Raw genomic sequence first — 17,030 nt, 5'->3', positions numbered from 1 at the left:
AGTGTGCGGTGAAGTCAGACCGGAAGGACTGGTGGAGCGCTTTGAAGTGAGAATGCCGGTATGAGTAGCGAAAGACAAGTGAGAATCTTGTCCATCGAAAGCCTAAGGTTTCCTGAGGAAGGCTCGTCCGCTCAGGGTTAGTCGGGACCTAAGCCGAGGCCGAAAGGCGTAGGCGATGGCCAACAGGTTGAAATTCCTGTACCACCTCCTTTCCGTTTGAACGACGGGGGGACGCAGGAAGGTAGGGAGAGCGCGCGATTGGAAATGCGCGTCTAAGCAGTTAGGCTGATTGTGAGGCAAATCCCGCAATCGTGAAGGCTGAGCTGTGACGGCGAGGGAAATTACAGTACCGAAGTCCCTGATCCTACACTGCCAAGAAAAGCCTCTAGTGAGGAAAGAGGTGCCCGTACCGCAAACCGACACAGGTAGGCGAGGAGAGAATCCTAAGATGATCGGGAGAACTCTCGTTAAGGAACTCGGCAAAATGACCCCGTAACTTCGGGAGAAGGGGTGCTCTGATAGGGTTAACGCCCGAGAGAGCCGCAGTGAATAGATCCAAGCGACTGTTTAGCAAAAACACAGGTCTCTGCGAAGCCGCAAGGCGAAGTATAGGGGCTGACACCTGCCCGGTGCTGGAAGGTTAAGAGGAGGGGTTATCCCTTACGGGAGAAGCTCTGAATTGAAGCCCCAGTAAACGGCGGCCGTAACTATAACGGTCCTAAGGTAGCGAAATTCCTTGTCGGGTAAGTTCCGACCCGCACGAAAGGTGTAACGACTTGGATACTGTCTCAACGAGAGACCCGGTGAAATTATAGTACCTGTGAAGATGCAGGTTACCCGCGACAGGACGGAAAGACCCCATGGAGCTTTACTGCAGCTTGATATTGGATTTTGGTACAGTTTGTACAGGATAGGTAGGAGCCTGGGAAGTCGGAGCGCCAGCTTCGATGGAGGCGTCGGTGGGATACTACCCTGACTGTATTGAAATTCTAACCTGGAACCGTGATCCGGTTCGGAGACAGTGTCAGGTGGGCAGTTTGACTGGGGCGGTCGCCTCCTAAATTGTAACGGAGGCGCCCAAAGGTTCCCTCAGAATGGTTGGAAATCATTCGCAGAGTGTAAAGGCACAAGGGAGCTTGACTGCGAGACCTACAAGTCGAGCAGGGACGAAAGTCGGGCTTAGTGATCCGGTGGTTCCGCATGGAAGGGCCATCGCTCAACGGATAAAAGCTACCCTGGGGATAACAGGCTTATCTCCCCCAAGAGTCCACATCGACGGGGAGGTTTGGCACCTCGATGTCGGCTCATCGCATCCTGGGGCTGAAGTAGGTCCCAAGGGTTGGGCTGTTCGCCCATTAAAGCGGTACGCGAGCTGGGTTCAGAACGTCGTGAGACAGTTCGGTCCCTATCCGTCGCGGGCGCAGGAAATTTGAGAGGAGCTGTCCTTAGTACGAGAGGACCGGGATGGACACACCGCTGGTGTACCAGTTGTTCCGCCAGGGGCATAGCTGGGTAGCTACGTGTGGACGGGATAAGTGCTGAAAGCATCTAAGCATGAAGCCCCCCTCAAGATGAGATTTCCCATCACGTCAAGTGAGTAAGACCCCTTAGAGATGATGAGGTTGATAGGTCTGGTGTGGAAGCGTGGTGACACGTGGAGCTGACAGATACTAATCGGTCGAGGGCTTATCCTTATTAACAAAAGCGGTATGAACCGTTTATATCCGACAAGCGTTGGAGATCCTGACGAGAACACGTTTTTGGTGTTCGTAGGAGGGATTGAAACGACCGCATCAGTGAAAGTTTGGATGAAGAAGTTATCTAGTTTTGAGGGAATATACCTCAAAATATGTCTGGTGGCGATAGCGAAGAGGTCACACCCGTTCCCATACCGAACACGGAAGTTAAGCTCTTCAGCGCCGATGGTAGTTGGGGGCTTCCCCCTGTAAGAGTAGGACGTTGCCAGGCTTATATTATTCCACAGTAGCTCAGTGGTAGAGCTATCGGCTGTTAACCGATCGGTCGTAGGTTCGAGTCCTACCTGTGGAGCCATATTTTGGAGAGCTGTCCGAGTGGCCGAAGGAGCACGATTGGAAATCGTGTATACGGTTACCGCCGTATCAAGGGTTCAAATCCCTTGCTCTCCGCCATAACTTTTCAACGTATGGCCCGTTGGTCAAGCGGTTAAGACACCGCCCTTTCACGGCGGTAACACGGGTTCGAATCCCGTACGGGTCACCAATTTTTTTCGTAATAACGAAAAAAACCATTTTTTATACATATAACTTATTCGGAGGATTAGCTCAGCTGGGAGAGCACCTGCCTTACAAGCAGGGGGTCGGCGGTTCGAACCCGTCATCCTCCACCATTAATACTTAACTTTTTCTACATTCAAGAATTTGCTTGTAGAGGAAGAGGCAGTCATTAACTCGGACATATCGTCCGTAAGCTTAATATTATCGCGGGGTGGAGCAGTCTGGTAGCTCGTTGGGCTCATAACCCAAAGGTCGCAGGTTCAAATCCTGTCCCCGCAACCAAAATGGACTCGTGGTGTAGTGGTTAACATGCCTGCCTGTCACGCAGGAGATCGCCGGTTCGACCCCGGTCGGGTCCGCCATTTTGGCTCGATAGCTCAGTCGGTAGAGCAGAGGACTGAAAATCCTCGTGTCGGCGGTTCGATTCCGTCTCGAGCCACCATTTTTTTTGCCGGTTTAGCTCAATTGGTAGAGCAACTGACTTGTAATCAGTAGGTTGGGGGTTCAAGTCCTCTAGCCGGCACCACTTTTCTTTTCAAGAACTGTAAGAAATTTCTTCTTGAAGAATAGATGAATTTGTATTAAAATAGGATTTGTCTCTCATGGAGGGGTAGCGAAGTGGCTAAACGCGGCGGACTGTAAATCCGCTCCTTTGGGTTCGGCGGTTCGAATCCGTCCCCCTCCACCATCTAAATTTTAGTTGCACATTAACAATTTAGGGGCATAGTTTAAAGGTAGAACGAAGGTCTCCAAAACCTTTGGTGTGGGTTCAATTCCTACTGCCCCTGCCATGTGGCGATTGTGGCGAAGTGGTTAACGCACCGGATTGTGATTCCGGCATTCGTGGGTTCAATTCCCATCAGTCGCCCCATATGATGGGCTATAGCCAAGTGGTAAGGCAACGGACTTTGACTCCGTCACTCGTAGGTTCGAATCCTGCTAGCCCAGCCATCAATGCGGAAGTAGTTCAGTGGTAGAATACAACCTTGCCAAGGTTGGGGTCGCGGGTTCGAATCCCGTCTTCCGCTCCATATTATCTTGTTTGTTTCTGGCGGCATAGCCAAGTGGTAAGGCCAGGGTCTGCAAAACCCTTATCCACCGGTTCGAATCCGGTTGCCGCCTCCACTACATAATTCCCCTGCGCCGGGGTGGTGGAATTGGCAGACACACAGGACTTAAAATCCTGCGGTAGGTGACTATCGTGCCGGTTCGAGTCCGGCCCTCGGCACCATAATATTTTATAACTTAACTGCCTAATGATTAATTGCATGCCGGTGTGGCGGAATTGGCAGACGCGCACGACTCAAAATCGTGTTCCCTTGGGAGTGTCGGTTCGACCCCGACCACCGGTACCATACATAATGAATATTCCCTTTGTCTAAAGGGCTGCTAAGAGATCTGAATTAACTTCAGATCTCTTTTTTTGTTCATAAAAAATATTTTTAATTTTCAGACATAAAAAGAAAGGATTTTTTTGTCATTTATTAGAATAATTAGTGTTAATATAGGTGATTGGTCATAAGCCCTTCGCCTGTATTTTATTTTAATCTTAAGCATGGGGGAATAGCGGATGAAGGTCTTTAGTTTGTTCAAGGCGGAGATGGCTGGCTTGGCAGCGAAAAAAGGGCTGCTGATTTCAGTCATTATCACCTTGCTCGTACCTGTTGTGTACGGCGGGATACTCTTGTCTCCTAGGTGGGGGCCATATGACAACCTGTCAAACCTGCCGGTAGCGGTCGTTAACAACGATCAGGGAGCTGATACAGATGGTGATGCGATTAATGCAGGAAAGGATTTAGTCGCTGATCTGGAAAAAGGAAAAGACCTCGGCTGGAAATTTGTTGATTCCGATGAGGCGAAAAGCGGGTTGAAGAGTTTGAAGTATTACATGGTCATTGAAATCCCCAAAGATTTCTCTAAGAAGGTAACGACCGTTCTCTCAACCGATCCTCAAAAACCGGAATTGAAGTATGTGCAGAATGAAGGTTTAAACTTTATGGCTGCACAGGTTACAAAGAGCGCGACAGCACAGATCCGGGAAAAGCTGGCAGACCGGATTACGGAGAAATACGTGAACAATATGTTTGTCAGCCTGAAAGATGTGTCTGACGGGTTTCAAACGGCTGCAGACGGTTCTTCAAAGCTAAATGGAGGCACATCTGATTTACAGAAAGGAACCGGCACACTTTTGGAATCGCTTACAAATAAATCAGGCGATATATCCAGACTTGCTGCAGGGGCGAAAGAACTTGAAAAAGGAACAGGGCAGATGTTTCAATCCCTGTCTGGAAAGCAGAATGATATTACCAAATTAGCCAATGGCTCGGCGCAGGTCAACAATGGCCTTGGACAAATGCTTCAATCCTTGACAGGCAAGCAGGGTGATATTAAAAAGCTAGCGGACGGAACGAGTGATTTGGAAAAAGGCACAGGACAAATGCTCCAGTCATTGACTGCTAAGCAGGGAGATATCAAACGTCTTGCTGACGGCTCACAGACTCTTAAAAATGGAACAGATGAACTTTTAACTTCATTAAAAGGCGGCTCAAAAAACATAGCTGCTTTAGCGGCAGGATCACAAGCTGCGAATGAGGGGACAGGATTGCTGCTAGACAATCTCAAGGAAAAACAGCAAGGTGTTGCGGATTTGGCAGCTGGTGCAGATTTGCTAAATCAAAAGATACCTGACCTTAAAAAAGGAACATCTGACCTGTTAAAAGGTTTAGAACAGACACAAGGTGCTCTTAAAGAAAAGGTATTGCCTATAAGTCAGCAGGTCGCAGCTGGCATTGGTGATGTTACCGCTCAATCACAAGCATTAGGAGGGGGCTTGCAGCAATTATCCTCTGATCTACAGGCATTTTTAAAAGAACACCCTGAATTGCAAAATGATCCTAAATTGCAAAAAATCGTAGGAACAGGTAAAGCTTTATCTGATGCCGCCAATAAGCCGGAAAATAAGATAAAGTTAGAAAAACTACAACAGGGTGCAAATGGCATTGCTGCAACACTAACTGAACATGATGTACCAAGTAATTTATCAGTTGCAGATGGGATAAAGCAACTGGTTCAAGGCCAAAGAACTATTGATAATGGTGTAGGACTGCTCAACGAGAAGGTGCCAGCATTAAAAAATGGAACTCAGCAAATTAAAGATGGCTGGAATACCATGGTAACTAAAGTCGGTGACCTTCATGCAGGCACGTCACAGATTGCAGCCGGCAACGCAACCGTCAATAAGGGCTGGGGGACGATGACGGATGGTGTTACGAAGCTTGATGCAGGCGCAGGCCAAATATCAGACGGAAATGCTTCAGTGAATAAAGGATGGAAGGACCTAAAAGGTGCCACAACCCAAATCCATGATGGACAAGTCCAGGTGAGAGATGGGAATGCCGATGTCAATAAAGGATGGCATAAGCTGACTGACGGTACAAGTAAACTATATGCCGGGTCTGGACAGGTCAGCGATGGAAACGCAGACGTTGATAAAGGGTGGAAAGACCTCACATCAGGTGCAAATAAAATCCATTCAGGAACGATGCAGGTTAGTGATGGAAATGCAACAGTGGAAAAAGGATGGGGAGATTTAACTTCAGGTGTCACCCGGTTAAATGATGGTGCCCAAAAACTGAATGATGGTTCAGCTGAACTGGCTTCGGGATTGAAAGATGGAGCAGCTAAAACAAGCAGCCTGAAAACCCCTGAACAGAAGAATTTCAACATGTTTGCTTCACCAGTGAAATTAAAGAGCGATAAGGTGTTCAAATATCCGCATTATCGTGATTCAACAGCTCCTTATGTATTAACACTTGCATTGTTTGCCGGAATTTTGATCATGTCCCTGTTCATGAATTTCAAAAGACCGGAAGACGTATCAGCAGCTGCCTGGTTCGGTGCAAAGTTTATGAATTTATCCGTTCTGGCTATTGCTCAAGCTTTGCTGCTTTCCATTGTTGTTATGGTCTTGGCAGTAAACGTTGAGAACCCGGCAGGATTTGTTCTATTCGCTATTTTTGTTAGTATCGTATTTTCTGCAATTGTCAGCTTCTTTGCTGCACTAGGAGTGATTGGACGGTTTCTTGGACTGGCATTTGTTGTGCTCCAGCTTTCCATTACAGGAGCGAATCTTCCAATTGACATGCTCCCTGCCAATATGCGGACTTTAAGTGAGTTCCTGCCGTTTAGGTACAGCATTGCAGGATTTAAGTCTGTTCTATCTCTGGATGCTCCAGGAACCGCCTTATTTAATGCAAGTGTCCTGTTTATCTATCTTGCAGTATTTGCTCTTCTGGCGTTTGCAGTCATGCTTATAAGCAGCGGAAGTTATAAGTCACAAGATGACACAGCAGGACTGAGAGCATAAAAAAATAATATAACAGGTTGTCATATTATTTGAAGTTTGGGACTATATTGAATCAAGGCAGTTGTAGGTTTTAGCGCAGTACTTCGTTTTAAATGAAGTACTGCGCTTTTTTTATTGAACGATAAAAGATTCTGCAGAACCGCCATGAATCTGGATAAACATTTTTTCAATCGCAGCCAGTAGCTTGGCTGCTTCTTCTGTTGACATGGAAGGGCGCAAGTAAACGATCTGGAGCGCACTTGTCACATCAGGGGAAGTCATTGTGCGCTTGGAGTCAACGATTGGACTGCCAAACGGGCCGTTGGCATCAGAGGATAGCAGTTTGCCCTCCATGTTCATTAAACGGCCGTTTAATCCCTCGTATTGATCCTCTGGATTCCCCATCCTTACTTCAATATCTCCGGCCAGCACACCTGCATTATAAATGCCTATAGGTACACCATATTGAAGAGAAAAGAAATTATTAACGTCTACCGCTGAATTGACCAAACCTATGTCCTTCCCACCGTATACTCTGCGAAGCAGGGCTTCTGCTGAAGGCCTGTATCTTGAGGGATCCATGGAAAGCGCCTTGAAGGTTGTTCTCCATTCCTGAATGCCGGTATGGTCAGCGATGGTGAGCTGCTCAGCATCCATTTTCAGCGATTCAAGAAATAATTGGAATCTGCCCTTTAGCATTTGCGGTGATTCTCCAATCACGATATCATGATATAGTATTGTTCCCAGTTTAAAGGAAGGGACAAGCTTTTTAATATCCTCTGCTAGTTTTATCATCAGATCACCTTGGCTTATCAATGTATTTTATAGATAGTTTACCATAGATGAAGAAATCCTTTTATGAAGAAAGGAGGTACAGTTATGACAGGCGCCCAGTTTAAAGAAGAACTTATTGCATATAGTAAATCAATTGGTATCGACAAAATTGGATTTGCTTCTTCAGATGTTTTTACTGAATTGAAGGAAAGGCTTATCCAGCAGCAGGAGCTCGGTTATCAATCAGGGTTTGAAGAAGAAGACATTGAAAAGAGAACGAACCCTCAGCTTTTGATGGAAGGTGCACATACCATTATATCCATCGCTCTAGCTTATCCCTCAAAAATGAAAGATGCTCCCCGCAGTGTAAAAGGTGCACGCAGAGGGATTTTCTGCAGGGCATCTTGGGGAGTGGATTATCACCACATCTTGCGTGAGAAGCTCCGGCTGTTAGAGGCCTTTATTACAGAAAAGGTTCCGGAAGCAGAGGTGATGTCAATGGTCGATACCGGGGAATTGTCCGATCGTGCTGTTGCAGAGCGTGCGGGGATTGGATGGAGCGCAAAGAATTGTGCCACCATCACACCGGAGTTCGGTTCTTATGTGTATCTGGGCGAATTGCTGACTACCGTATACCTGCCTCCCGATACACCGATTACCGATCAATGCGGAGATTGCACGATTTGTATCGATGCATGCCCAACTGGAGCTCTTGTACAGGGAGGACAGCTGGACTCCAATAAATGTATTGCTTTCTTAACACAAACCAAGGATTTTCTTCCTGACCAATACCGTGAAAAAATAGGAAACCGTTTATATGGCTGTGATACCTGCCAGACGGTATGCCCGAAAAATAAGAGGAAGGATTTCCATCTTCATCAGGAGATGGAACCGGATCCTGAGATAGCGAAGCCTTTATTAAAGCCGATCCTTCATATGAGCAACCGGGAGTTCAAGGAAAATTTCGACCATGTCTCCGGCTCATGGAGAGGGAAGAAACCGATCCAGCGAAATGCTATTCTTGCCCTTGCTCATTTTAAAGATGAATCGGCTGCAGATGAACTCGTCCAGCTGATGAATGAAGACCCTAGACCAGTAATTAGGGGAACAGCGGCCTGGGCTCTAGGGAAAATAGGGGCAGTGAACGCAAGAAATCATCTTAATGCGGCAAAAGAACGAGAAAAAGACGGAAATGTGGCTGCAGAAATCGATAAAGGGCTGAATTTACTTGAAAATCACGGAATTTACTAATCGCATCACAGGAACATGTCCGTTAGTATAGAAATCATTAAGAAAATAAAAGAAGGGATTTTTATGTGTAATATAAAAACATTATTCTCATATGAGGAAATGAAAAGCCCGATTGGCCTCCTGACTATTATTGCAACCGAAAATGGTGTTTGCCGGATTGACTTTGGGAGCCTTGAAGAAAATTTACCATCCCTTCAATCCTGGATGTCGAAGAACTACCTTAAGGGGGAACTGATTCATTCACCAGGACAGCTGCAGAAGATTGTTGGGCAGCTTGAGAGCTACTTCAGCGGTACACTGCAGGAGTTTTCTATTCCATTAGACCTGTATGGCACTCCTTTTCAAATTAAAGTTTGGGAGCAACTGAAGGGAATTCCTTATGGCGCTACATGCTCCTATAAGGATATCGCACAGGGAATAGGCGCCCCGAAAGCAGTGAGAGCTGTAGGCAGCGCAAACAATAAAAACCCAGTCCCCATCGTTATTCCATGCCACCGGGTAGTTGGAAGCAATGGTGCGCTTGTAGGCTATGGCGGCGGATTGGATAAAAAAGAACTTCTTTTAAACATTGAACTTCAAAACATTATACCAAAGACCTCATGAACCGTTTTTAAACGGTTCTTTTTTTTTGGCTCTGTTTCATATGCTGATAGTACGTTAATTTTGCAACACGGGGGTGGCCTATGTACTGGCTTGAGCATCTGAAGTTCTATATTCAGCGGCTGACCGATTGGATGGTCAACGAAAAGTGGACTGATAGTGTTTATTTGCCATTGGAAGAAAGGGAGAGTTTTGCCCGTAAAAAACAGGCATTGCATGAGAGAAATGCCGTCCTTGTTAACAATAATGTAGAAGCACAGGTTCTTAGGCATTCCAGCTTTGATGATCTTCGTCAGGTGGATTACATTCTTCACTTCAGTAACCTGATCAGGCATGGTTATGATTTTTATGTAGAAGAATGGACCCAGGAGAGGAGAGCGGTCTTTAAAGAAGATCAGCTGATCAGTGATAAAGTGTTAAATCCTGAAGGGCAGCATAAAGAAAAAGTAAAGATCGAAAGAGAGACTGAGTCTCCCGTCCTTCGAAAGCAGCCGTATGACCGGCTGGCGGCAGTAAGGTACGCGGAAAGATGGTGGAATACGTATAACCCTTCCTTCAAATCCTTTGATGTCGATTGTACAAACTATATCTCACAGTGTCTTCATGCTGGCGGGGGCATTCCTATGGTCCATCATGGCACCCGTTCAAAGGGATGGTGGTTTAAACATCATGACTGGAGCTACAGCTGGACGGTAGCTAACGCCATGAGATGGTATTTGAGCGGCTCCAAATCACAGCTGCAGGCGAGGGAGGTGTCTTCAGCGAGCCAGCTTATGCCAGGTGACGTCATCTGCTATGATTTTGATGGTGACGGGCATTGGCAGCATACAACGATTGTGGTAGCCAAGGATTCTTCTGGAGAGCCGCTGGTCAATGCACATTCAACAGACAGCCGGATGAGGTTTTGGAAGTACGAGGATTCCACCGCCTATACCCCGCAAATCAAATATAAGTTTTTTCATATTGTGTAAAAACGTGTGCCTCAAGGCTATATTCCGATAAAAGTGCTATAATAATGGAGGAATAAGCATTCGAGGTGAGAGTTTTGGGTTTACATGTCGTTCTTTATCAGCCCCTGATCCCGGCCAATACCGGAAATATTGCCCGTACATGTGCGGGAACAGGAACATCTCTGCATCTGATCCGTCCGCTTGGATTTTCAACGGATGATAAACAGTTGAAGAGGGCAGGACTGGATTACTGGGAACACGTTGATGTTCATTATTATGATTCTCTGGAGGAACTGTTCGAGTGTTTTCCAGAAGGATTGTATTACTATATTACCAAATTCGGAAAACAGCGCTACTGCGATATGAATTACAGCGAGTCATCACGCGATCACTTTTTTGTGTTCGGCCGTGAGACGACCGGATTGCCGCAAGAGCTGCTTAAGGCAAATGAGGAACGCTGTTTCAGACTGCCGATGAACGAGAACATTCGCTCACTGAACCTGTCCAATACCGCAGCGATTTTAATTTATGAAGCATTGAGACAGCAGGAGTTTCCAACATTGGATTAGCGCAAAAAAAATAAAAAAACGTCCCATATTGGGGCGTTTTTTTATATGTACAGCTTATTTTGCTCCGGGATTGTCATTGTATCCCGCAGTGAAAATGGCGGTTAAGAACGCGAGCATAACTCCTAGTATAAGGATGAAACTCATGCGATCTCCTCCTTTGGGTGCAATTTTCCATATCCTTTCTTTATTATATCGAAACCACTGTATCCGCACAACGTAAAACTGGTGTAAAAAACAAGCTTGAAAATATCAAGACTAATCCATCGTCATGACACATAACAATACTAAAACCACTATCATTTTTGGTACTGCTACATCAAAGTTTTTCTATCGGAAAAACAAAAAACAACTTGAATGATTGGGGACATCCTCGCATAAAGTAGATTAACAAACGAAGGATGCAAACACTACGCAAGGGGGTACACATGGATATTTTAAGTAAAATCCAATTGCACCGTGAAGAGGAGAGGCGTCTTGCCTGGGAAGGTACCTTCGGAGAATACCTTGAGATTTTAAAGGAACGCCCTTATGTCGCTCAGTCCGCTCATTCCCGAGTCTATAATATGATTAAAGATGCAGGAATAGAGGAAGTGAATGGAGCCAAAAGGTATAACTTTTTCACCAACCAGATTTTTGGGCTAGAGGATTCAATCGAAAGGCTGGTAGAGGAGTATTTCCATCCTGCAGCTAAACGGTTGGATGTTCGAAAAAGGATACTTTTACTGATGGGGCCTGTTTCCGGAGGGAAATCCACGATTGTTACCATGCTGAAACGAGGTCTGGAGAAATATTCGAAAACAGATGGAGGAGCGGTATTTGCCATCAAAGGCTGCCCGATGCATGAGGATCCATTGCATTTGATTCCTCATCATCTGCGTGGGGATTTTTTTGAAGATTATGGCATCAGGATCGAAGGCAGCCTGTCCCCTTTAAACACGATGAGGCTTGAAAAAGAGTATGATAATTGCATTGAAGATGTGATGGTTGAACGAATCTTTTTTTCCGAAGATAAAAGGACAGGGATTGGAACATTCAGTCCATCCGATCCGAAATCACAGGATATTGCTGATTTAACAGGAAGTATTGATTTTTCAACGATCGCAGAGTTCGGATCAGAATCAGATCCCCGTGCGTACCGCTTTGATGGAGAGCTGAATAAGGCGAACCGGGGGATGATGGAGTTTCAGGAAATGCTGAAGTGTGATGAAAAGTTCCTCTGGCATTTATTATCTCTTACTCAGGAAGGCAACTTTAAAGCGGGACGATTTGCGCTGATCTCTGCGGATGAATTGATTGTCGCTCATACGAATGAATCGGAATACCGGTCATTTATCGCCAATAAGAAAAATGAAGCTTTACACTCCAGGATTATCGTTATGGGAGTTCCGTACAACCTAAGGGTTTCTGAAGAAGAACGCATCTATGGAAAGATGATCAAAGACAGTGATATGTCCCATGTCCACATTGCTCCTCATGCCTTGAGAGTTGCAGCGATTTTCTCAATACTAACCCGTTTGAAGGACTCAAAGAAGCAGGGTATGGACCTGATCAAGAAAATGAGGCTGTATGACGGTGAGATCGTGGAAGGCTACAACCATATCGATCTGGAAGAGCTGCAGAAGGAGTTTTCGGATGAGGGAATGAGCGGAATCGATCCTCGTTACGTCATTAACAGGATCTCTTCTGCCATCATCCGCAAAGACATTCCATCGATCAACGCACTCGATGTTCTCCGCTCTATGAAGGATGGACTGGACCACCATGCTTCGATTACGAAAGAGGATAAAGAGCGCTTTATTAATTTTATCTCCCTGGCACGAAAGGAATATGATGAGATTGCGAAGAAAGAAGTTCAGAAAGCCTTTGTTTATTCTTATGAAGAATCTGCAAAAACACTGATGGATAATTACCTCGACAATGTGGAAGCTTATTGCAATAAAAATAAACTGAGAGACCCGCTGACTGGGGAAGAGATGAGCCCGGACGAAAAGCTGATGCGGTCTATTGAAGAACAGATTGGAATCTCTGAAAATGCGAAGAAAGCATTCCGGGAAGAAATTTTAATCCGAATTTCCGCTTATGCGAGAAAAGGAAAGAAATTTGATTATAATTCCCACGAACGCTTAAGAGAAGCAATCCAGAAGAAGCTGTTTGCAGATTTGAAAGATGTTGTTAAAATTACGACTTCTTCAAAGACACCTGATGAAACACAGCTCAAAAAGGTAAATGAAGTCATAGCCCGCCTCGTCGAAGACCATGGGTACAATACGACATCAGCGAACGAACTCCTAAGGTATGTAGGAAGCCTTTTAAACCGCTAGTTATTAAAAACGCATCCCTATGATTTCATAGGATGCGTTTTTTTTTATAAAGTCTTGCCCAGAAGTATGGCCCAAGGCAAAAGAATATGTGGATTATAAAAGAATAAAGGGGACTTAGAAAGAGAATACCTTGTATTATGATAAACTATAGTGGTAAATTGATACTAAACGCTAACAAAAAGGAAGTGAAAGGATGAGTTCCAGGGAGGATAGCAGCCAATTATGGGATTGGATCAAAGCCATTGGAATAGCACTTATACTAGCGTTGCTGATAAAGAAATTTTTATTTGAACAGTACGTAGTTTATGGAGAATCCATGATGCCGACCATTCAAAATGGAAACAGGCTGATTGTAAATAAATTAGGCTACAATCTTGGTGAGCCTAAACGGTTTGATTTGATTGTGTTTCATGCGAATGCGAAAGAGGACTATATTAAACGGGTGATTGGCATGCCGGGTGAGCGGATTGCCTATCAAAATGATCACCTTTATATCAATGGCAAACAAATTGATGAGCCCTATTTAGATGATTACAAGAAGCATATTACAAGCGGGAATCTGACAGGTGATTTTACATTGGAAGAAGTAACCGGCCAAAAGGTCATTCCAAAAGGAAAAGTCTTTGTTATGGGAGATAATCGGCTGCACAGCATTGACAGCCGCCATATCGGGCTGATCGATATGAAAAAAATAGTGGGTGAAGTAAACCTGCGCTATTGGCCTGTAAAAGAGCTTGAAGTTATCAAGTAAGTTTATTGAGATTAGAATAAGGGAATAGTGCACGTAAGAGGTGATGGTATATGTCCAGAGAACAGGATTATACAGAAAAACCAAAAAACAGCTCCATGACTCCAAACTTTAAAGAAATGAAGGAACATGGAAAGGTAATGGAGAAAATGTCCACGAATGAGGATGTAGAGAAACGCGGAAAAACGCCTGACCCTGCGCAGTATGAACATAACAATAAAAAGAAGAATAACCAGTAAAAACCTGTTTCGGGTAACCGAAGCAGGTTTTTTGATTAGAATGAAAATTGCCTGTTTACTATTGAGAATGAATCTCATATAATGAGAATATACATTGATAATAATTATCATTCTCTCAGGGGTGCTAAAATATGGTTTTAACGGATATTAGAGCTGGCGGAAAAGCAAAAATCATAAATACAGAGCTTGTGAATACATTGGTACGCAGAAGACTGCTTGATTTGGGAATCATGGAAGGAACGGAAATCATCATCAAAAGAATTCTTCCGTTTGGAGGGCCTTTTGCTGTTGAAGCAGGCGGACAATGGGTTGGGATCCGCAGAAGTGAAGCAAAAATGATACAGGTCTGCCATTCATGATTGAAATCGCACTAGCCGGTAACCCGAATACCGGAAAGACATCTTTGTTTAACATCCTAACGAATTCTTACGAATATGTAGGAAACTGGTCAGGTGTAACCGTAGAAAAGAAAGTCGGAATGCTGAACAATAAAAAAGGGCACTTGATTGATCTGCCCGGAATCTATTCACTTAACCCGCTTTCAAAAGATGAAGGGGTTGCAACCCGTTTCCTGATTGAAGAACAATTTTCCATGGTTTTAAATATCGTTGATGCTTCACAGCTTGAACGTAACTTATACTTAACGATTCAGCTTCTCGAATATGGCAAGCCCGTAGTCATTGGCCTTAACATGGTGGACGTTGCTAAAGGCCGCGGGATCTCAATTGATGAAAAAAAGCTGTCTGAAAAGCTGAATAGCCCTGTTCTTCCAATCGTCGCCAGAACAGGTTCTGGCTGCAAAGAGCTGGCGGGGCTGTTGACCAACGAGCAGCAAGTGAATCAGCCTTTATATATTTCCTATGGCAGTATACTTGAAAAAGCAATGGATCAATTAGCGGCTAAAATTCCTGACATTGACGGCTTGCCGCCTAAGCGATGGCTTGCTCTTCAGTTCTTTGAAGGAAATGATGTCGTGCGCACATTGCTTCAATCGTATATTGCAGAGGAAGAGCTCCAGACGCTGCTCGCAGTGACAGAACAACGTATTCAAAGCGAAGAAAAGGCTAAATCATTGCCGTATTTTATACGAGCTGTCCGAGCCGCCTACATCCAGGATATTGTGGACGTCTCCTTAATAAAAGGGAAAGACGTAAAATATACATTATCCGATCGCATTGATAACATCGTAACGAACAAATTTTTAGGTATTCCTATTTTTATTTTTTTCATGTACTTCATTTTCAAACTCACATTTGATTGGCTTGGGAGTCCAATTTCTGATATGCTCGATGGATTCCTGACGGGTCCTTTAACAGATACATTGAAATCCATCCTGCAAGCAGCCGGTGCTTCTTCATTTATCCAGGCAGTGATTCTGGATGGCATCGTGGCTGGAGTGGGAGGAGTTCTTGTATTTGTACCCCAGATCATGATCCTTTTCTTCCTGATCTCTTTCATTGAAGATTCAGGATACATGGCGAGGATTGCCATGGTTATGGATAAGACGTTAGAGAGCATCGGTTTGAATGGGAAAGCGTTTATCCCCATGATTATCGGTTTTGGATGCAACGTTCCTGGAATTATGGCAGCGAGAACGATTGAGCAGCCAAAGGAACGCCTCTTAACCATTATATTAACGCCGTTGATGTCCTGTTCCGCACGGCTGTCTGTTTACAGCCTGTTTGTGGGAGCGTTCTTTACACAAAATCAGGCGCTTATAGTGCTCTCTCTTTACCTATTGGGAATTCTGATTGCACTGACTCTGGCCAAGCTTTTCTCTTCAACCATACTTAAGGAAGAGAGTTCGATGTTCGTGATCGAGCTTCCTCCTTACCGCATTCCACAATGGCGTACGCTCATGAGGAATACATGGGAAAAAGGGAAGGGGTTTGTTAGGAAAGCCGGAACCTTTATCTTTGGAGGATCGGTCGTGATCTGGTTCCTGAGTTATGCAGGTCCGTCCGGTTTTGACGTTGAAATGAATAAGAGCTTCCTGGCCATGATCGGCGGAGTGCTCGCTCCATTGTTTGAACCGATTGGATTTGGCAGCTGGCAGGCGGGAGCTGCTTTACTGACAGGATTCCTCGCCAAAGAAGTTGTCGTATCCACGATGAATATTATTTATGTGGCACCTGATCTTCACACACTGCAGGGCGTGATGGCGCACCACTTCACTCCATTAGCGGCTTATAGCTTCATGGCATTTTTACTGCTGTACGTCCCTTGTCTTGCAACGGTTGCCGTAATCAAAAAGGAAACCGGATCAACTAAATGGACATGGTTTTCGATTATCTACGCCCTTATCATCGCTTACCTGGTTTCATTGGTGATCTACCAGGGCGGAAAGCTGCTCGGTTTTTAAGTTTTAACGGAAAGTAGGGATAATGAATGCTGCTTAATATTTTGCTCGGCTTACTTATTTTTGGATATGCAGGCTTCACCATTTTCCGATTTGTAAAAAAGAGCAAACAAGGAAAATGCGCAACCTGTGCATTGAAGAAAGGCTGCCAGTCCGCATGCAGTGATATGATGGATGATAAAGTTGCCTTTTCAAACTACAATAAATAACTTTCAAAGCATTCCATGTTCTTCATGGGGTGCTTTTTTTGTGCCGTTTGACGATGGAATTGAGCGAAAATCTAAATTGAGCCAATCGGATGATTAATTGATTCTAATTCGAAATAATTGAGCCAAACTAGCGTTTAATTGTAACTAACTGGAAATTCAGACTTTTTCACTTGCGATACAGCCCCCCGTACCCAAAGAAAAAGACTTAAGGGTCCTGCTTCTTGTTGAGCAAACCTACGCTTATCTCAATAGATTGAAAAATGTGTCAATTACTTAGCAATTCTCATCTTGTACTGCATAGGATAAAGTAACCAACCCTTTTTCAATTCAAAAGCGGGTGGTTCTTTTATCAATTGACCCGATTTCATTCAAATAAAATAATGAGCCAATTAAAAAAGAAGGAGGGGAAA

The 17,030-nt window shown here is 44.6% G+C and carries 12 protein-coding genes, 16 tRNA genes, 1 rRNA gene and 1 other annotated feature (1 of these 30 cut by a window edge); of the genes, 28 read left to right on the top strand and 1 reads right to left on the bottom strand.

Going from position 1 to position 17,030, the window contains the following annotated elements:
• Window positions 1-1,694, top strand: a sequence feature (mutual gap in cmsearch alignment for this rRNA model is longer than 100) (it extends 1,343 nt beyond the left edge of the window).
• 158 nt (window positions 1,695-1,852) lie between these two features.
• The 18 genes from rrf to AR335_RS14110 all read left to right on the top strand — a co-directional run bounded on the left by rrf (window position 1,853) and on the right by AR335_RS14110 (window position 6,621).
• A 5S ribosomal RNA gene (gene rrf / locus AR335_RS14195) occupies window positions 1,853-1,968 on the top strand.
• 9 nt (window positions 1,969-1,977) lie between these two features.
• A tRNA-Asn gene (locus tag AR335_RS14190) sits at window positions 1,978-2,052 on the top strand.
• Window positions 2,053-2,058: 6 nt separating this feature from the next.
• Window positions 2,059-2,150, top strand: a tRNA-Ser gene (locus AR335_RS14185).
• A 16-nt stretch (window positions 2,151-2,166) separates the two neighbouring features.
• A tRNA-Glu gene (locus tag AR335_RS14180) sits at window positions 2,167-2,241 on the top strand.
• Between the two features lie 51 nt (window positions 2,242-2,292).
• Window positions 2,293-2,368 (top strand) — tRNA-Val (locus AR335_RS14175).
• 92 nt (window positions 2,369-2,460) lie between these two features.
• Window positions 2,461-2,537, top strand: a tRNA-Met gene (locus tag AR335_RS14170).
• A gap of 4 nt (window positions 2,538-2,541) precedes the next feature.
• Window positions 2,542-2,617 (top strand) — tRNA-Asp (locus tag AR335_RS14165).
• Between the two features lie 4 nt (window positions 2,618-2,621).
• Window positions 2,622-2,697, top strand: a tRNA-Phe gene (locus tag AR335_RS14160).
• An 8-nt stretch (window positions 2,698-2,705) separates the two neighbouring features.
• A tRNA-Thr gene (locus AR335_RS14155) sits at window positions 2,706-2,781 on the top strand.
• Between the two features lie 78 nt (window positions 2,782-2,859).
• Window positions 2,860-2,943 (top strand) — tRNA-Tyr (locus tag AR335_RS14150).
• Between the two features lie 29 nt (window positions 2,944-2,972).
• Window positions 2,973-3,046: transfer RNA gene (locus AR335_RS14145), tRNA-Trp, on the top strand.
• 4 nt (window positions 3,047-3,050) lie between these two features.
• Window positions 3,051-3,126 (top strand) — tRNA-His (locus AR335_RS14140).
• Window positions 3,127-3,131: 5 nt separating this feature from the next.
• Window positions 3,132-3,206 (top strand) — tRNA-Gln (locus AR335_RS14135).
• Window positions 3,207-3,211: 5 nt separating this feature from the next.
• Window positions 3,212-3,286: transfer RNA gene (locus tag AR335_RS14130), tRNA-Gly, on the top strand.
• 19 nt (window positions 3,287-3,305) lie between these two features.
• A tRNA-Cys gene (locus AR335_RS14125) sits at window positions 3,306-3,380 on the top strand.
• Between the two features lie 17 nt (window positions 3,381-3,397).
• A tRNA-Leu gene (locus tag AR335_RS14120) sits at window positions 3,398-3,486 on the top strand.
• A gap of 39 nt (window positions 3,487-3,525) precedes the next feature.
• A tRNA-Leu gene (locus AR335_RS14115) sits at window positions 3,526-3,610 on the top strand.
• 215 nt (window positions 3,611-3,825) lie between these two features.
• On the top strand, window positions 3,826-6,621 hold the full coding sequence (locus AR335_RS14110) for a YhgE/Pip domain-containing protein (RefSeq protein ID WP_062236850.1): 2,796 nt from the start codon (window positions 3,826-3,828) through the stop codon (window positions 6,619-6,621).
• Window positions 6,622-6,732: 111 nt separating this feature from the next.
• Here the strand turns inward: AR335_RS14110 and AR335_RS14105 are convergent, their stop codons facing one another.
• Entirely contained in the window at window positions 6,733-7,395 is a 663-nt protein-coding gene (locus AR335_RS14105; protein WP_369795822.1) for a B3/B4 domain-containing protein, read from the bottom strand.
• An 84-nt stretch (window positions 7,396-7,479) separates the two neighbouring features.
• Here AR335_RS14105 and queG point away from each other — a divergent pair, with 84 nt between their 5' ends.
• The 10 genes from queG to AR335_RS14055 all read left to right on the top strand — a co-directional run bounded on the left by queG (window position 7,480) and on the right by AR335_RS14055 (window position 16,620).
• Window positions 7,480-8,625, top strand: a complete 1,146-nt coding sequence (gene queG / locus AR335_RS14100) for a tRNA epoxyqueuosine(34) reductase QueG (RefSeq protein ID WP_062236846.1) — start codon at window positions 7,480-7,482, stop codon at window positions 8,623-8,625.
• A gap of 63 nt (window positions 8,626-8,688) precedes the next feature.
• A complete protein-coding gene (locus tag AR335_RS14095) occupies window positions 8,689-9,228 on the top strand; it encodes a methylated-DNA--[protein]-cysteine S-methyltransferase (protein ID WP_062236843.1) in 540 nt (179 codons plus the stop codon).
• An 80-nt stretch (window positions 9,229-9,308) separates the two neighbouring features.
• On the top strand, window positions 9,309-10,196 hold the full coding sequence (locus tag AR335_RS14090; protein ID WP_062236840.1) for an amidase domain-containing protein: 888 nt from the start codon (window positions 9,309-9,311) through the stop codon (window positions 10,194-10,196).
• 74 nt (window positions 10,197-10,270) lie between these two features.
• Complete coding sequence (gene trmL, locus AR335_RS14085; protein WP_053355634.1) at window positions 10,271-10,744, top strand: tRNA (uridine(34)/cytosine(34)/5-carboxymethylaminomethyluridine(34)-2'-O)-methyltransferase TrmL; 474 nt, start codon at window positions 10,271-10,273, stop codon at window positions 10,742-10,744.
• Between the two features lie 425 nt (window positions 10,745-11,169).
• The gene (locus AR335_RS14080) at window positions 11,170-13,065 is read left to right on the top strand and encodes a PrkA family serine protein kinase (RefSeq protein ID WP_062236837.1); all 1,896 of its coding nucleotides are present in this window, start codon (window positions 11,170-11,172) and stop codon (window positions 13,063-13,065) included.
• Window positions 13,066-13,258: 193 nt separating this feature from the next.
• Window positions 13,259-13,816, top strand: a complete 558-nt coding sequence (gene lepB, locus AR335_RS14075) for a signal peptidase I (protein WP_053355632.1) — start codon at window positions 13,259-13,261, stop codon at window positions 13,814-13,816.
• A 50-nt stretch (window positions 13,817-13,866) separates the two neighbouring features.
• Window positions 13,867-14,052, top strand: a complete 186-nt coding sequence (locus AR335_RS14070) for a hypothetical protein (RefSeq protein ID WP_053355631.1) — start codon at window positions 13,867-13,869, stop codon at window positions 14,050-14,052.
• A 131-nt stretch (window positions 14,053-14,183) separates the two neighbouring features.
• Window positions 14,184-14,411: a FeoA family protein gene (locus tag AR335_RS14065; RefSeq protein WP_053355630.1), complete on the top strand. Its 228-nt coding sequence runs from the start codon at window positions 14,184-14,186 to the stop codon at window positions 14,409-14,411.
• Window positions 14,408-16,414 (top strand): ferrous iron transport protein B, encoded by a 2,007-nt coding sequence (gene feoB, locus AR335_RS14060; RefSeq protein ID WP_062236834.1) that lies wholly within the window; start codon window positions 14,408-14,410, stop codon window positions 16,412-16,414. Before AR335_RS14065 ends, feoB begins: the two co-directional genes overlap by 4 nt.
• Window positions 16,415-16,440: 26 nt before the next feature.
• The gene (locus AR335_RS14055) at window positions 16,441-16,620 is read left to right on the top strand and encodes a FeoB-associated Cys-rich membrane protein (protein ID WP_053355628.1); all 180 of its coding nucleotides are present in this window, start codon (window positions 16,441-16,443) and stop codon (window positions 16,618-16,620) included.
• Window positions 16,621-17,030 lie beyond the last annotated feature (410 nt).

It is taken from the genome of Fictibacillus sp. FJAT-27399 (genome assembly GCF_001510655.1).
Lineage (GTDB): Bacteria > Bacillota > Bacilli > Bacillales > Fictibacillaceae > Fictibacillus_C > Fictibacillus_C marinisediminis.
This window is presented reverse-complemented; position numbering and strand designations above follow the sequence as displayed.

Excerpts from the sequence above, each read along its gene's own strand:
- AR335_RS14110 (WP_062236850.1), top strand. The coding sequence starts at position 3,826 with ATGAAGGTCTTTAGTTTGTTCAAGGCGGAGATGGCTGGCTTGGCAGCG.
- AR335_RS14105 (WP_369795822.1), bottom strand. The coding sequence starts at position 7,395 with ATGATAAAACTAGCAGAGGATATTAAAAAGCTTGTCCCTTCCTTTAAA.
- queG (WP_062236846.1), top strand. The coding sequence starts at position 7,480 with ATGACAGGCGCCCAGTTTAAAGAAGAACTTATTGCATATAGTAAATCA.
- AR335_RS14095 (WP_062236843.1), top strand. The coding sequence starts at position 8,689 with ATGTGTAATATAAAAACATTATTCTCATATGAGGAAATGAAAAGCCCG.
- AR335_RS14090 (WP_062236840.1), top strand. The coding sequence starts at position 9,309 with ATGTACTGGCTTGAGCATCTGAAGTTCTATATTCAGCGGCTGACCGAT.
- AR335_RS14080 (WP_062236837.1), top strand. The coding sequence starts at position 11,170 with ATGGATATTTTAAGTAAAATCCAATTGCACCGTGAAGAGGAGAGGCGT.
- lepB (WP_053355632.1), top strand. The coding sequence starts at position 13,259 with ATGAGTTCCAGGGAGGATAGCAGCCAATTATGGGATTGGATCAAAGCC.
- AR335_RS14070 (WP_053355631.1), top strand. The coding sequence starts at position 13,867 with ATGTCCAGAGAACAGGATTATACAGAAAAACCAAAAAACAGCTCCATG.
- AR335_RS14065 (WP_053355630.1), top strand. The coding sequence starts at position 14,184 with ATGGTTTTAACGGATATTAGAGCTGGCGGAAAAGCAAAAATCATAAAT.
- feoB (WP_062236834.1), top strand. The coding sequence starts at position 14,408 with ATGATTGAAATCGCACTAGCCGGTAACCCGAATACCGGAAAGACATCT.
- AR335_RS14055 (WP_053355628.1), top strand. The coding sequence starts at position 16,441 with ATGCTGCTTAATATTTTGCTCGGCTTACTTATTTTTGGATATGCAGGC.